At 44.2% G+C, this 15,644-nt stretch carries 13 protein-coding genes; 2 read left to right on the forward strand and 11 right to left on the reverse strand.

Translation table 11 applies throughout. The features are described 5' to 3' along the window. Nucleotides 1–191: 191 nt before the first annotated feature. Entirely contained in the window at nt 192–1,427 is a 1,236-nt protein-coding gene (locus QF117_RS14765; RefSeq protein WP_282386456.1) for a CinA family nicotinamide mononucleotide deamidase-related protein, read from the reverse strand. Between the two features lie 191 nt (nt 1,428–1,618). Here QF117_RS14765 and QF117_RS14770 point away from each other — a divergent pair, with 191 nt between their 5' ends. Together QF117_RS14770 and QF117_RS14775 are read left to right on the forward strand one after the other, a co-directional pair. Beyond that, on the forward strand, nt 1,619–2,530 hold the full coding sequence (locus QF117_RS14770; protein ID WP_282386457.1) for a DUF3943 domain-containing protein: 912 nt from the start codon (nt 1,619–1,621) through the stop codon (nt 2,528–2,530). Between the two features lie 230 nt (nt 2,531–2,760). Then, the gene (locus tag QF117_RS14775) at nt 2,761–3,276 is read left to right on the forward strand and encodes an ACT domain-containing protein (protein ID WP_282386458.1); all 516 of its coding nucleotides are present in this window, start codon (nt 2,761–2,763) and stop codon (nt 3,274–3,276) included. Nucleotides 3,277–3,397: 121 nt separating this feature from the next. Here QF117_RS14775 and nspC read toward each other — a convergent pair whose 3' ends face one another. The 10 genes from nspC to QF117_RS14825 all read right to left on the reverse strand — a co-directional run bounded on the left by nspC (nt 3,398) and on the right by QF117_RS14825 (nt 15,252). Then, nucleotides 3,398–4,546 (reverse strand): carboxynorspermidine decarboxylase, encoded by a 1,149-nt coding sequence (gene nspC / locus QF117_RS14780; protein ID WP_282386459.1) that lies wholly within the window; start codon nt 4,544–4,546, stop codon nt 3,398–3,400. Between the two features lie 83 nt (nt 4,547–4,629). Continuing rightward, complete coding sequence (locus QF117_RS14785; RefSeq protein ID WP_282386461.1) at nt 4,630–5,874, reverse strand: carboxynorspermidine synthase; 1,245 nt, start codon at nt 5,872–5,874, stop codon at nt 4,630–4,632. Between the two features lie 27 nt (nt 5,875–5,901). Next, nucleotides 5,902–8,790: a pyridoxal phosphate-dependent class III aminotransferase gene (locus tag QF117_RS14790; RefSeq protein ID WP_282386462.1), complete on the reverse strand. Its 2,889-nt coding sequence runs from the start codon at nt 8,788–8,790 to the stop codon at nt 5,902–5,904. Nucleotides 8,791–9,556: 766 nt separating this feature from the next. Continuing rightward, entirely contained in the window at nt 9,557–9,940 is a 384-nt protein-coding gene (gene mnhG, locus QF117_RS14795) for a monovalent cation/H(+) antiporter subunit G (RefSeq protein ID WP_282386464.1), read from the reverse strand. After that, nucleotides 9,933–10,208, reverse strand: a complete 276-nt coding sequence (locus QF117_RS14800) for a cation:proton antiporter (RefSeq protein ID WP_017035316.1) — start codon at nt 10,206–10,208, stop codon at nt 9,933–9,935. Before QF117_RS14800 ends, mnhG begins: the two co-directional genes overlap by 8 nt. Before the next feature lie 4 nt (nt 10,209–10,212). Next, nucleotides 10,213–10,686 carry a Na+/H+ antiporter subunit E gene (locus QF117_RS14805; protein WP_017035315.1) on the reverse strand — a complete coding sequence of 158 codons (474 nt, stop codon included), beginning with the start codon at nt 10,684–10,686 and terminating at the stop codon, nt 10,213–10,215. Further along, on the reverse strand, nt 10,683–12,179 hold the full coding sequence (locus tag QF117_RS14810) for a Na+/H+ antiporter subunit D (protein ID WP_282386467.1): 1,497 nt from the start codon (nt 12,177–12,179) through the stop codon (nt 10,683–10,685). Before QF117_RS14810 ends, QF117_RS14805 begins: the two co-directional genes overlap by 4 nt. Beyond that, nucleotides 12,176–12,529 (reverse strand): Na+/H+ antiporter subunit C, encoded by a 354-nt coding sequence (locus tag QF117_RS14815; protein WP_017035313.1) that lies wholly within the window; start codon nt 12,527–12,529, stop codon nt 12,176–12,178. Before QF117_RS14815 ends, QF117_RS14810 begins: the two co-directional genes overlap by 4 nt. Next, the gene (locus tag QF117_RS14820; protein WP_282386468.1) at nt 12,530–12,964 is read right to left on the reverse strand and encodes a Na+/H+ antiporter subunit B; all 435 of its coding nucleotides are present in this window, start codon (nt 12,962–12,964) and stop codon (nt 12,530–12,532) included. Further along, nucleotides 12,964–15,252, reverse strand: coding sequence for a putative monovalent cation/H+ antiporter subunit A (locus tag QF117_RS14825; RefSeq protein ID WP_282386470.1), 2,289 nt, complete (start codon nt 15,250–15,252; stop codon nt 12,964–12,966). The genes QF117_RS14820 and QF117_RS14825 overlap by 1 nt, the downstream gene beginning before the upstream one ends. Between the last annotated feature and the right edge of the window lie 392 nt (nt 15,253–15,644).

Below are 15,644 nucleotides of genomic sequence, written 5' to 3' on the forward strand. Positions count from 1 at the left end.
AATGAGCCCGCTATATTGAAATCATCAACTTACATTTAGACCATTTATTTATAAGAAATATAATTGCACATCGCTATGTAATAAGGAGTAGTTTCATCACTTTATTACGGCACGGCACTCGGTAGACGTTTGACAAAGGCTACTTTTGATATAAGTAGCCTCTTGGATTGTTGATTAATAAGAGTTGCGGATTAAATAAGAGTTGAAGGAATAAACATCTCTTTTACGCTCGTCACCGAGCTGTATTGGATAAACATCGGCTTACCTGACAGATACCGTCGGAGCATATCTGCCGCAATCGTCGAAATCAGTTCTTTTCGTTCAGCCATAGAATATTGACGTTTGAATTCTAGCGTTTGACCCCACTCCCCTTTGGAAGTAGATAAGGCGATAGAAAACGCATTATCTTCTAACTTGCCCGTCACTAACGCAATGTCGGTTGAACACTTTTCTCGTGTTGCCCCTGCTAAAGCAAATGCGGCGGCCAAAGGGTTCTTTTCTTGGCTTGAAACGTCTAAAGAACCGCTCATAATCCATGAGTGGCCACAAAATGGATTCGCATTGACGTCTGAATGGAGCCAATTGGACAGCCATCCATGGGTTGATTGCTCTGAAATTGAGATAGACTGTTTCTTTTCAGCGACCAGATGCCCGATATGAGAAAGCATGCTTTCATCAACACTCACCACGTTAGGTTCAATAAGCTTATAGATCATTTGCAGCAAACGAACTTGAGTGTCTAGATCGTGTTGAGGCGCAAATAACTTCACTTCGATAAAAGGTAAATATGAGCGGTATCCAATCATATACCCCTTTGGAAGTTGCAGTTTGTCGAGTTTATCTGACAACACTGACTCGGAAGTCCCTAGTGTAAATAGCCGGCTGCAACTGTAACTTTCTCGTTCAGGGAAACGGTGCCTTAGATCCGTCAAGATCTGAGTTTCCACCATCAACTCAAACTCTTTAGGAACACCTGGCGTAAAGTAGAAGAGGCAATCGTTAATCACCATTTGAAAACCGCACGCTGTTCCTATCGGATTATCTATAATCGAGGCGCTTTGGGGGAGCATGGCTTGTTTAACATTACTTTCTGGCATCGTGATGCCTCGAGCATTGAAAAAGGCATGGAGCTTATCCAGCCACTCTGGAAATAAAGTCAACGCTTCATCTGCTGATTCTGCGGCGGCAGCGGCACTTAAGTCATCCGTTGTCGGACCGAGTCCACCATTGACGATGACAACATCACAATTGAAACTTAGCATGAGTATTTCTTCTTTCAACGCAACCAAACTGTCACCTACGGTGGAGCGCTTATACAAAGAAAAACCATTAGCAAAGAAAAGTCGTGATAACCAAGCGGCATTGGTATCAACAATATCTCCGTAGAGGACCTCTTCCCCCGTACTAAGCATTGCGATTTTTGTCATTAATATTTCCTGTCATTGAGAACTGCAATGCTTATCATCACATACTTTGATTAAAATTATGTAATGTTTACGCTCATGGTTCGAAAATAATCTTCATAACTCCCTAAAATAGTTCATTTTATGGTTTCTATTAACGGCCCTTTATTGGATAATTGTGATTAGGATCTTATAAACATAATAATGGAGCCACCGTGCTAAAGAAAAACATCGCTGCAATGATGTTATCGTTTTCCGCCTGTGCAAACGCCAACAACTTTAACGTCAATCAACATATAGAATTTTCTTACACGGTCGATTGTGAAAATAGCTTCTGTCTTAACGACAACACATACTCTTACCAACCTGCGTTGTTTCATAATGAAGAGAGCTTCATGCTTTCATTGAAAGAACCAGAGCTTAAAGTTGAAGACCCTGGTCTACCTAAGTATCTCGTCATGCAAGATGAAAAAGACTGGGACTACCTAATGGGACAGACCTACACTATCTTAGGTCTAAGTGTGGCAACTGTTGGCTTAATGACGCTACTTCCAGAGTCTATTACAAAGTGGGACGAAGAAGACCGTGATATGAGTCAATTAGGCTCGAAATGGAAAGATAACATCAGTGCTGGTCCGGTATGGGATCGCGACGAGCACTTTTTGAATTATGTGATGCACCCGTATTTTGGGGGTGTGTACTATACCGCTGCAAGACACGCAGGTTTTAACGAGTTTGAGTCATTTGTATATTCTGCTGCTATGTCTACCTTCTTTTGGGAAATGGGGGTGGAAGCGTTTGCAGAAGTCCCTTCTTGGCAAGATATATTTGTTACCCCATTTTTTGGTGCAGTCGTCGGTGAAATGATGTTTGAAGCCGAGCAAGATATTGTCGCCAATGGCGGCGAAGTATTCGGCTCTGAAGGCGTAGGTAGCTTTACCCTTTTCTTCCTAAACCCTGTTGGCCATATTCACGGTTGGGTAAGTGGCGCTTGGGGTGGTAGTGCTGAATTCCAATACAGCAGTACGCCTTGGTTCGGAAACTCGAATGCGGCTGCGTTTGCCATGGATTCAGGAGCTTCCTATGACCGCCAATTCTACGGCGTTGAGCTAACGATAGGTTTCTAACTAAAATACCACCCTCTGTATTTGACCTATGCACATTGTGCAACGTTTAAAGCGTCTATTGATAGGCGCTTTTTTGTACCCATTGTGTGCCCGATAACTCGTTATCAATAGTGAGTTACCTCTTTACCCTGAAAAATTGACATTCATCAAATCTTTCCTGCTGTTAACTTCTACACTGAAACTATCAATTATTTTAATTAGTTACCCCCACTTGGCGCAGGAGAATCATTATGAATACGACATTTATCGTCAATTTCGTCGGGAAAGCCACTCCCGCCACGATCAAACAATTTGCTTCCATAACCCATGACAACGGCGGAAAATGGTTAATCAGCAAAGTCAACTTCATTGAAGACCAAGTTGCCGCCGTAATTAAAGTTCAACTCCCTAAAGCGAATGTCGATATTGTTAAAGCGGCTTTCAAAGCGCACCAAGATCTGTTAGTCCAGATAGTCGATTCAGAAACATCACCACATCGAGAAGAAACCATCTTTCAGTTTCGTCTCGATTCCAATGATCGCGCGGGCATTGTCAATGAAATAACCCATGTACTTGATGCTCAAGGGATCAGTATTCTCGATATGGATTGTCAGCGGGTATTTGTTGCCGGAGGCGGAGGGGTGAGTTCAAGTCTCTTTACCGCGAATTTAGCCGTTCGACTGCCGAGTGAAGTGCAAATTGAAGATGTAGCCAATGAACTCGAATCATTGAGTGAAGATACTCGGGTTATTTTAGAAGCATCATAAGAGGTGGATAGAATACTAAAAAGAAAAAAGAGCAGATTTTCTGCTCTTTTTATTTATTATCAATCAGTTAACTATTATCAACCAGTTAACTATTATCAACCAGTTATATCGTACCAGGGCGTTATTCATTATCAACAGGACTGACTGACCACTGCGACAATGAACGTTTGAAATCACTGTAACCAAATTCATTCAGCTTTTGAATATCACCATTTGAACGCTCGCAATAGATAGAAGGCATTTTCAAACCGTTAAACCAGTTAAGCTTAACCATGGTATAGCCTGCGCTGTCGGTAATGTGCAAACGCTGCCCAATAGAGAGTGGCTCATCAAAGTTTGCGACACAAAACTGATCACCGGCAAGACATGAACAAGAACCAATAATATACTCATGGTCCCCTTTCTCACTCGCTTCTAGAATCGTTGCTGGCTCGTTGTAGATCAACGTGTCTAAACGGTGTGCTTCCGTTGCTGAATCAACAATCGCTGTTTTCTTCACGTTATCCACGATGTCCACGACAGTCACAACTAAATCGGTGGTTTTAGTAATAATTGCTTCACCCGGCTCCAAATAGAGTTGAACGCCATGTTTTTCTGAAAAAGCCTTTAATGCCAAGCCCAGTTTTTCAATATCATAATCTGGCCAGGTAAAAAAAACACCGCCCCCCAAGCTGACCCAATCGAGTTTGTCCAAATGAGACCCGAACTGCTCTGAAATGGCATCAAGAAGAGAAACAAAGGCATCAACGTCTTTATTCTCACAGTTCATATGGAACATCACACCATCTATAGAATCAAAGACGGCACTGTCCAGGTGATCCGCTTGTACCCCGAGGCGAGAAAATTGACGGGCTGGATTAGCTAGGTCTTGACCTGCATAACTCACACCTGGGTTCAACCGTAAACCAATGGATGCTTTGCCTTCAACAATGTGACGATGCGCCGCAAGCTGAGTTTGAGAGTTAAAAATCAGTTTGTCACAAATGTCCGCAACTTCTCTGACATCCTCTTCACTGTAACCGACGCTGTAAGCATGTGTTTCACCACCAAAGGTTTCGTGGCCCAACTTAACTTCGTAAGGCCCAGAGCTTGTTGTACCGTCTAGGTACGGTTTGATTATGTCAAATACACCCCATGTCGAGAAACATTTCAGTGCCAGTACTAACTTTACACCTGACCTGTCTTTTAGCTGCTTGGCTTTCTCTAGGTTCGCAATCAATTTGTCTTCATTGATCATGAAGTATGGGGTTTTGAGTTCGTTTTTCTGCATATTATGTTCACCGTAAAAATCGAACAAAGCCGACGCTATGGCATCGGCTTCAATCTAAATGACTTTGTTAGGATCCAACAAAGTTACTTCAGTTTATGGATAATTGGCTGACCTGGCTCTAGCTCTTGAACATGCCAATCTAAACCGATTTCTGGCATTGTCGCTAGGAATGGGTCTGGGTTTAGCTGTTCCATGTTGAACACACCTTTATCTGCCCACTCTCCACGGAAGAACTGAAGCGCAGCCGTAATTGCAGGGACACCCGTCGTGTAAGAAATCGCTTGGTGCTCTACGTCTTCGTAAGCCACTTCGTGATCAGCATTATTGTAAATGAATACACTACGCTCTTTACCGTCTTTCTTACCTTGTACCCAAGTACCGATACACGTCAAACCCGTGTAACCCGGAGCCAAAGAAGTTGGATCTGGTAACAATGCTTTAAGAACATGCAATGGCTGAACAACGGTTCCATCGTGAAGCGTCAGAGGATCTGGGCTCAACAGACCGATGTCACGCATACAGTTGAAGTAGTTCAAATAAGCATCACCGAAGCCCATCCAAAATTCAATGCGTTTAGCCGGGATGAACTCTTTCATTGAACGAACTTCATCGTGCGCCATTGAGTACACTTTATGAGAGCCACAGTTCGGAAAATCAAACTCAAGCATACGTGAGTGACAAGGGACTTGTTTCCACTCTTCATTTTCCCAGTAGAACGAATCACCTTGAATCTCAAGCATGTTCGTCTCTGGGTCAAAGTTCGTCGCGAACTTTTTGCCATGATCGCCTGCGTTAACGTCCATCACATCAATCGTATCGATTTCATCAAACAAGTGCTTAACTGCATACGCTGCAAAAATAGAAACAACGCCTGGATCAAAACCCGCGCCTAAGATACCCGTGATGCCTGCTTCGGCAAACTTCTCGCGGTAACCCCATTGCCAGTCGTACGCTTGAGGGACTTGTTGGCCTTCTGAACAAAGGTCTACGGCAACCGATGTATCTAAGTAGCTCACTTTAGCTTGGTAACACGCTTCCATAATGGACATGTTAACCCACGGAGGGCCCGCATTGATCACGAGATCAGGCTTCACTTCTTTAATCAGCGCTACCAAAGCGTCAACGTCATCAGCATTCACAGCACGAGCTTCTAGCTTCTTAGTCGTGTCTTTAAGATTATTTTTGCCTTTGATTGACTCGATGATTTTTTCGCACTTACTAAGAGTACGTGAGGCGATGGTAATATCACCTAACACTTCGTTGTTTTGCGCCGCTTTATGTGCGACTACCCAACCAACACCACCTGCACCAATTTGTAGAATTGCCATTGTTCTTTTACCTTATGTTCTATTCAATTAATCAGCGAGTTCTGTGACTAACTGGTTTATATCTGTAATTAATTGCTCAAAATCTGCCATCGTCAGACATGGATTCAGGATCGTAAACTTCAATGCAGATTGCCCTGCTACCACAGTTTCACCGAGCACAGCCACACCACGAACTAACGCTTCTATACGAACTTTTTGATTCAGTTTGTCGGTAGAGCCTTCACACGTGCCAATCGCTCGGAATAGCACCGTTGACAATGACGGCTCGGCCAGCAGTTCAAAATTTTCATGTGCTCGAATGTTATCAGCCACTTCAAGCGTCTGAGTGATGATATGGTCATACATTTCGCCCAGTGCTTGCGGGCCAACATTCTGCATGGTCATGAAGACTTTAAGCGCATCAAAACGTTTGGTGGTCGCAATGGATTTGTCCACTAAGTTAGGCAGCTCATCGTGTTCACGGTTCAAGTAGTCTGCGTGATGAAGCAAGTACTTAAACTGAGACTTATCTTTAAGCAATAACGCACCACAACTGATTGTTTGATAGAACAATTTGTGGAAGTCTACACTGATGGAATCCGCTCGCTCAATACCAGCCAATCGATCTTTGTGACGGCTTAGAATCAAAGCGCCACCATATGCGCCATCGACATGGAGCCATAGGTCATGTTGCTTCGCTGAATCCGCCAGTGTGACTAAATCATCAATGGCACCGTGATCGGTGGTCCCCGCCGTGCCCACAATGGCAAATGGGATCAGACCTTGTTGCTTAAGATCACTGATGGTCGAATCAAGAAGCGATGTGTCCATGGTACCGTTAACATGTGCAGGTACAGTCACTACTGATTTCTCACCAAGTCCCATCCACGATGCGGATTTCTGCACCGTAAAGTGTGATTTTTCAGAGCAGATAATGCGCAGTTTGTGAGCGTATTCAGGCAACCCCAGCTTTTGAATGGAATGGTTAGAAAGCTTATCGGCAATCCAATCACGAGCGAGTAATAAGCCCATTTGGTTACTTTGTGTACCACCACTGGTGATGATACCGTCAGCCTGGTTACCTAGTTCGTATTTACCACATAACCAATCAACCACACGCTGCTCAACATACGTTGCAGAAGACGCTTGATCCCATGAATCCATAGATTGATTCAGAGCCGCAATCATAGCTTCAGCGGCGATCGCCGGCATCAACGGTGGTGTATGTAAGTGTGCAATGCAATTAGGGTGCTGTGTGAAAATAGAATTCTTTACGACTAAATCACTGGTGCTATCAATCACCTCTTTTAGGCTGTGATTGGCAGAATCTAAACACACGGCGTTAACTTGAGCTTCTAGAAGCTTGGGATCCATACCCGTGTATGGCTTATCGACCTGCTCAAAAATTTGCTTTAACGTGTTGGTCGCGTGGTTCATCACCGCCGCATAATTATCAGCGCCATTTTCACCGGTATGAATAAAGTGCTGTTTCCACTTTGCGTTCTCTTCGAGTGACTCTCGCTTGCCGCCACCAGCAGCCAAGATCGCGTCTTCCATGACTCGAAGGGCGAAATCGATCTGCTCAAACGAGATAATCATAGGTGGAAGGAAGCGAATAACAGAGCCATCACGCCCGCCTTTTTCAACCATCAGCCCACGCTCTAGTGCTGCCCGCTGAATCGCAAGTGTCAGTTCACCATCGGCGACAGGCTCACCAAATTTATTCGTCGAACCATCAGCCTTTTGGATTTCCATGCCTAGCATCAAGCCCTTGCCACGAACTTCTGCTATGCAATTCACGCGCTTTTGAATGCTTTCAAGGCCCATTCGCAAATATTGACCGGCAATATTGGCATGCTCAACCAAGTTATCACGCTCGATGATTTCTAATGCTTTAGCACCGGATACCATCGCCAACTGGTTTCCACGGAATGTACCGGTATGCTCACCCGCTTTCCATGTATCAATCTCTTTGTTAAATACAAGGATAGACATCGGTAATCCACCACCAATGGCTTTTGATAAACACAAGATATCCGGAGAGATGCCCGCTTCTTCAAACGCAAATCGATAGCCTGTTTTTCCTACACCACATTGAATCTCATCAAGGATCAGTAAAATTTCATGCTCGTCACAAATACGTCTAAGTTCGCGAAGCCAAGATGCAGGAGCTGGTAAAACCCCTCCTTCACCTTGAACAGGCTCAACAATAATAGCCGCAGGTTTCATGATTCCAGCTTCATCATCATGAAGTAGCCGTTCAATATAACGAATACTCGCTTGAGCCCCTTCCTCGCCACCCAAACCAAATGGACAACGTAGGTTGTATGGGAAAGGCATAAAGTGAACGTCAGACATCAAACCCGTTCGACGCGCTTTGGTACTGAGGTTACCCATCATACCCATAGTGCCATTGGTCATGCCATGGTACGCGCCGCGAAAAGCAAACATGGTATTACGACCGGTGGTTTGCTTAGCCAGCTTGATCGCCGCTTCAACAGCATCAGCCCCTGACGGGCCACAAAACTGAATTGCAGAATTATGGGCGAACTCTTTCGGTAAAAATGCCTTCACACGCTTGATAAAGGTGTCTTTTGCTCGGGTCGTCATATCTAAGGTTTGATATGGCAAGCCCAAGTCAAGCTGGTCTTTAAGCGCTTGATTGATCTCTGGGTGGTTATAACCCAGAGCCAAGGTGCCCGCACCCGCTAGGCAATCTAAAAAAAGCTGACCACGCGTATCTTCGACAAGCACACCTTGAGCTTGTTTTATCGCTATGGGTAAACGTCTTGGGTATGAACGAACTTCAGACTCATGTTCTGCTTGATCCAGCAGGATTTGGTCTGGTGTGAGATCATAAAGACCTTCTACATGAGGAACTTTAGTAGAAAAAGGGGTTGCGATAAGCGTGTTATCGACGTCAAAAACTGTACTCATTGTAATTCCCTAAAAAATAGAGGATTTGCGCTCTTTCAACTCAGTTGATAGACACTCTGGTTGATAAAAAAGAGGCAAAGCAATACCTTCCGAAAACATCCATACGTTCGGGATTAAGATCGTGACCATTTAGAGTGGTCCATTAGGAGTTCTGGAATTCAGGGTTCAGTAATGCTACTGACGTGAAGTACAGGGCACTTAGGAAGTACGAAGCTGATTAGGCTGTATAAATTAAAGGTTTTCACTGTTGGGTTTCTCTCTCATCTGTTGCCAATGCAACAAAACTATCCCGTCTATCAACAAGGGCTTGCTGATACCTACCCTACGCAACGAGACAATCAGCCGAATGTACGTTACGAGTATCCCCCAGAGTAATGCATTAATAAGTGCTCCGAGATTGCGCGGAAAAGTATCACAAACTCAAAGAGGCTGGCAACTATTTTTACTAACCAATTTGTAAATAAAACCAAGCTCCTTCACCTACCTTCTGCTTGCTTATATTCCCTCCATTTAGCGTTGTTATACCCATAAATCTTTCTATCCTGCGGTATAAAAAGACAGGCTGGTCTATTTTTCTAGTCATGACCATTAATGTTTGTTCAACCACGTGCGATGCGAAAAAAAATGCCCCCTATTCTTGGGAGCATTTTTAAAAGTGTGAGACTGAGAAAAGACAGACATTACCGTTTTCTCACTCAATCATTGTTTGACCTCATTTCATGACGACAAACCTCACTAGCAAGGCAAACTATACTGACCTATTCACCTATTCAGGCACCTTTTTCTTTTCAGCACAGCGACTCGATAGCTGGTGAGTATCCATGTCGTACTGCTCTTTTATCGCATCTTTCACCGTCCCTTCCCAAACTGGAACGCCGACAAAGTAACTGGTTCTAGCCAGTACATGAGCCGCAATAGGAGCAGTAAGAATAACAAAAAGCACAACCGCCATAGCACGTACGACCACCGCTGTATCACTCCAAAAAATGATCGAGAACGCGACCACAATTAAACCAATACCCAGGGCGCCAGCTTTCGTAGTTGCGTGCATGCGCGTTAAAAGATCAGGCATGCGATTAATACCGATACTGGCCAATAACATGAGGCAAGCACCTGTTAGTACGAAAAAAGCTACGATAATATCAATCATCCTCTCTAATCCCTCTTTGTTCTAAGTATCGAGAAAAACCGACCGCCGCTAAGAAAGACGTCAGTGCCAATACGATCGCAACATCAATAAACTTTGGCTCACTATGAGCAATGCTATAGAGAACAACCAGCCCTACAGTGATTGACGCCATCAATTCAAGTGCGACAACTCGATCTGGTAAAGACGGCCCTTTCAATAACCTGACCGAGGAAAGTAGCAACGCCAAGGTCATAATAATGAAGCAAATGTTATAAACAGTATCTAGCATAATTTTAACCTAATAAATCAATAACCATGGCTTCAAGGCGCTTAAGCTCAGCGATATGAAGTTTCTCATCTTCGAAATACATCAGATGAACATAAAGCACCTTTTTATCCGTTGATACATCCAGTGCCAGCGATCCAGGTGTTACCGTGATCAAAGTAGAGAAGATCGTAATACCCCCATCAGTGTCGATATCCAATGGCACTGCAATAACCGCTGGTTTCATTAAATGCGTCGGAGTGACGACATCGTAGGCCACTCTCGCATTCGCTTTAATTAAATCCCAAATAAAGAACAGAATAAAATTAAGCATCTTTGGTAACTTACCAAAATAGACTTTAAATGGTTCATGGTCTCGCAATACATAAGCCAGAACGACATAGCTCAGCAGCATGCCTGCAAAAAAATTAGATATGGTATAGGTACCGGATAGCACTAGCCAAGCTAATGCAAGCAGCATATTCCATCCAAATGCCTTCATGATTGACCTCCCAATACCGCGTCAATGTATTGCTGCGGGTCAAGTATTTGTTCCGCCGTCATAGAAGCTAGATTTACAAACCATTCCGCATTGATACCAATGGTAATAGTAATGATCGCCATCACGATGATTGGCAAGTAGAGACACAAACGTTCTGAATCAGACATCGCTGGTCGAGTCTCTGCGTCATCTGGTAATTTCTTCCAAAACGCTTCAGACCAAATCTTAATCATTGAATACATAGTGAGCAAACCAACCGCTAATGAAGCGAAGACACCAATCCATTCCTTGGCTTCAATACCCGCCTGTATAACGACGAACTTGGCAAAGAAACCCGATAACGGTGGGATCCCAGCCAGTGACATTGCCGGCACTGCAAACAGAATGGCTAAGAAAGGCGCGGACTTATAAAGCCCCCCCAGCTTCTCCAATCGGTAGCTACCGTGCATTCGATACATCACACCACTGATTAGGAAGAGATTGGTTTTGACTATGATGTGATGGAATAAGTAAAACACGCCTCCTAAAATCGCCAATGGCGTAAAGAGTGCGAGACCTAAAATCATATAACCAATTTGGCTCACAATATGAAATGAGAGAATTCTACGAACTTCAAACTGAGCGGCGGCGCCTAGCACACCCGTGACCATGGTAAAGATGCCCATCCACATCAATAAAGTATGATGAGTAAAGTCCACATCGCCCACGAAGATGACACTGAACACTCGGTATAAGGCGTAAACACCCACTTTGGTTAGCAAGCCGGCAAAGACCGCAGAGATCGCAACAGGAGGCGTGTGATACGACGCTGGTAACCAGAAAAACAACGGAAATGCAGCGGCTTTAATACCAAAGGCGACCAAGAAGAGCAGCGATATGACCGTCACAACCTCAGGGTTGGCAGACATTGACAACTTTTGTCCCAAATCGGCCATATTCAACGTGCCCGCATAGGCGTACAACAAGCCTACCGCACTTAGAAACAGCGCTGACGACAGTAGGTTAAGCGTTACATATTTCAGCGCACCCTCCATCTGGCTTCGTTCACCCCCTAAGATCAGCAAGCCAAACGATGCCACGAGCATTATCTCGAACCATACGTACAGGTTGAATATATCTCCGGTTAGGAACGAGCCAATAACGCCCGCAAGCATTAGATGCAATAAAGGATAGAAACCAAACTTCTCGTGTTCTTTGGTCATGGTGGCCAATGCATAGATTGATATGCAAAACGCCACAACCGAAGACACTGTCACCATGACGACCGCAAGTAAATCGGCCACTAAAGTGATACCAAACGGTGCTTCCCAGCCTCCTAGATTGGTGGCCTGAATACCACTCGTGTAAACCTTGTTAAATAACGTAATCGCGGCAACCAGCAGCGAAAAATTTGAGATTACACTGATCCAACGCTGTAGCGTTCGATGCTTCCACAGCAACATTGATAACGCTGCCGCAAACATTGGGATCAGTACTGGCATTAATATCATCATAATTGTGAATCTGTACTCTTCATTTCGTTCATGTCGTCTGCGCCTATGACTTTATAAGCGCGCTTTATCAGTACAACAGCAAATGCCAACACACCAAAACTAATCACGATAGCCGTTAGAATAAGAGCTTGAGGCAATGGATCGGCTATCGGCCCCGATGGTATTTTCATTCCTTCCTCAATAAGAGGAGGCGCACCACGAATCAAGCCTCCGCCCGTGAAAATCAACAAATTGGTCGCATTAGACAAAATCATCAGTCCAATCACGAGCTTAACCACACTACGTCGAAGCATCATATAGAGTGCTGCGGCGTAAAGAGCACCAATGACAATAGCAAATAGAGTTGTCATTTATTCCTCCAACTGTGCTAACGAGAAGAGTAACGTTGTAACCATGCCCGTAACGACAAGATAAACGCCAACATCAAAAATCAAAGGTGTGCTCAATTTTAATTCTCCAATACCGGGAACATACACATCCCACCATACTGCACTTAGGTAAGCACTGCCTGACATTAGAAAACCAGTAAAACCACTCAATAACGAAATCAGCAAGCCACCACCCATCAAGTAACTACTGTCGATACCAATAAGCTTTCGAGTTTGAGACGCGTCAAAAGCAAAAAAGTGAAGCGCAAATGCGGCTGAAGCGACCAAACCAGCAATAAAACCACCGCCTGGCTCGTTGTGCCCACGTAACAACAAAAACACAGAAAACAACAACAGCATTGGCAGTAAAAAACGCGCCACTACCTGAAGAATGAGAGAAGTCCCCGTATTGTTCATTACTTTTCCTCCCGAGTTCGAAGCATGGCTGTAACCCCTATTGCGGCAAGGGAAAGTACGAATAGTTCACCTAACGTATCGAGTACACGGTAGTCGACTAGGATTACGTTGACGATATTTCGTCCTTTGGCAATCGTGTAGCTATTCTCAATAAGATAGGAACTGATACGATCAGGCATCGCAAAGTGCGTAACCGTCAACAGTAGAACGGCCATCATCACGCCAAAAGTAACCGCCACAAAACAGTCTCTCCAGCGTACGTCACTGCTTGATAGTTTTTGGAATTTAGGCAATCTAAACAGCACGAGAACAAGCATAATAACCGTCAAGGTTTCTATCAGTACTTGAGTAATCGCTAGATCTGGAGCACTAAAGAAGACATAGATTAACGCCATCGAAAAGCCCAGAGCACCAATAGCGGCAACGGCGCCAAGTCGAAGAGGCGTTATGCACGCATAGGTAATCACCGCGATAATGAGAATCGAGATGCCTACGTCTTTAAGCGTCACATCAGAGAAATCAATATCCCAATGGAAGCCAACTTTGGTGAACATGGCATACGCGACTAGTGCAATCGTCGTAATAAAGATCGTTAGGATATAGTTTGCCATGTAGCCATTTTGCAGCTTCATGGTACTCCACTTAGCAAACGTCACTAAGTTATCCATAAATATTTCGTAACCACGTTCAGGTCCGTACTCAAGCATAGGTTTCAATGTTGATGCTCGTGGGCCTAACGTGTCCCACTTCTTAAACAGCAAATAACCCAAACCTAGAGCGGTAACGCTGATCATCAGCGGTAGATTGATACCATGCCAAAGTGCTAAATCAACGGACTCAATCTGACCAAATGAGATCGCACTCACCGCAGAAGATACTAACGGTGTCACGAGACTTGGCATTAACCCAAAAATCAGCCCTACGGTCGCCAGTACAGAAAAACCTAAACGCATACCCATCGGCGCTTCATGGACCTCTTTCGGTGTTACTTTCTTTTCACCCCAAAATGGTTTAATCACAAGCAACCCTGCGCAAGCCACGATAAAGACAGAGGTTAACAACGTCATGAAGATAAGAAGCACAGCCCAAGGGCTAGATAAAACCCCTTCTAGCATCAATTCTTTACCAATGAAGCCGAACAGTGGTGGAACGCCAGCCAGTGCCAAAGCGGCTAATGACATAAAGGCGGCCGTATACGGCATAGCCTTTCTAAGCCCGCCTAATTCACGTACGTCTTTTGTTCCCGCTTCATGATCAATCGTACCTGCGGCCATAAAGAGCGCACCTTTATACAGCGCGTGACCTAACAAAAAGACTACCGCTGCAACCAATGAAGCTTCCGTACCGATACCAATGAGCATCGTTAACGTACCTAATGCCATTACAGTCGAGTACGCCAAAATACGTTTCAAATCGGTACTCGTGACAGCCAAAGTGGCTCCGAGTAACATTGTCGTCGCACCAAAGAATGTAAGCGCAACAGTCCATGCTTCATAACCTGCCATCGTAGGTTGCAATCGAGCCATCAAATAGACACCCGCTTTTACCATGGTGGCGGAGTGTAAGTAAGAACTGACAGGCGTTGGGGCAGCCATTGCGTTAGGCAACCAAAAATGAAATGGGAATTGCGCTGACTTAGTAAATGCACCAAGTAGGACCAACACCATCATTGCAGGGAATAAGGGATGAGATTGAAGACTCGTGCCTTGAGCAAGAATCTCCCTGACTTCATAAGTACCGGCAATCAAGCCAAGCATAATAATGCCCGCCAGTAGCGCAAGACCACCACCAACGGTCACCATCAGTCCTTGAAGCGCTGATTTACGCGATGATTCTTTTTCATGGTAATAACCAATCAGCATATACGAAGTAATGCTGGTCAGTTCCCAGAAGACAAACATGGCCATCAGGTTGCTAGACAGCACAACGCCTAACATCGCCGCCATAAATGCCATCAGATACATTAAGAGCTTACGCTGATCGGCTTTATGAGCTAGGTAGCTGCCTGTATAAATCATGACGAAAAAACCGATACCCGAAATCAATAACGCAAACAGTAGGCTCAACCCATCTAGCCAAAAATTCAAACTGATACCTAATAGTGGTACCCATTCATAACTGATCAGCAGTGGACCTTCGCTTGTCACAGCCGGCAAAAAAGTAAGAAAATAGACAAACAAAGCCGCTGGCAATAGTGCGAGCAACTGGCTGGTTTTTTCACCAAAACGCTTAAACAACCAAGGAACAAATGCCGCCAGGAAAAAACCTGACAGGACAGCAATAAGCATTAAAAATAGCCTCCAAAAACTTCGACCATAGAATCAAGTAGCAAGACGCTAACTCAAAATAAATCCGATATTTGAGTTAGTGTATACGAGTTAGTGCATGAGAAACCTTAAAAAAAGCATAATCACAACCAATCTATAACGCAATAATATTCAAAAACGAAATGCAGAAAGTAACGATATTATTGAACGAGGAGTTTATTTAAATAGCTCTCGCTTGAATACTCGCTTGTTATGAAGCAATAACTCGGCATTTCCGTAAGAAACCGACAAATACGACGAAAATACCATCTAAATACAGTGGGAAATATTTAAAGAAAGGAAACTGATTATTAATTGTTCACGGAATAAAAAGAAGAAATGACTTGTCAAATAACGTTGTAGATTAAACGACA

This window comes from Vibrio sp. YMD68, assembly GCF_029958905.1.
GTDB lineage: Bacteria > Pseudomonadota > Gammaproteobacteria > Enterobacterales > Vibrionaceae > Vibrio.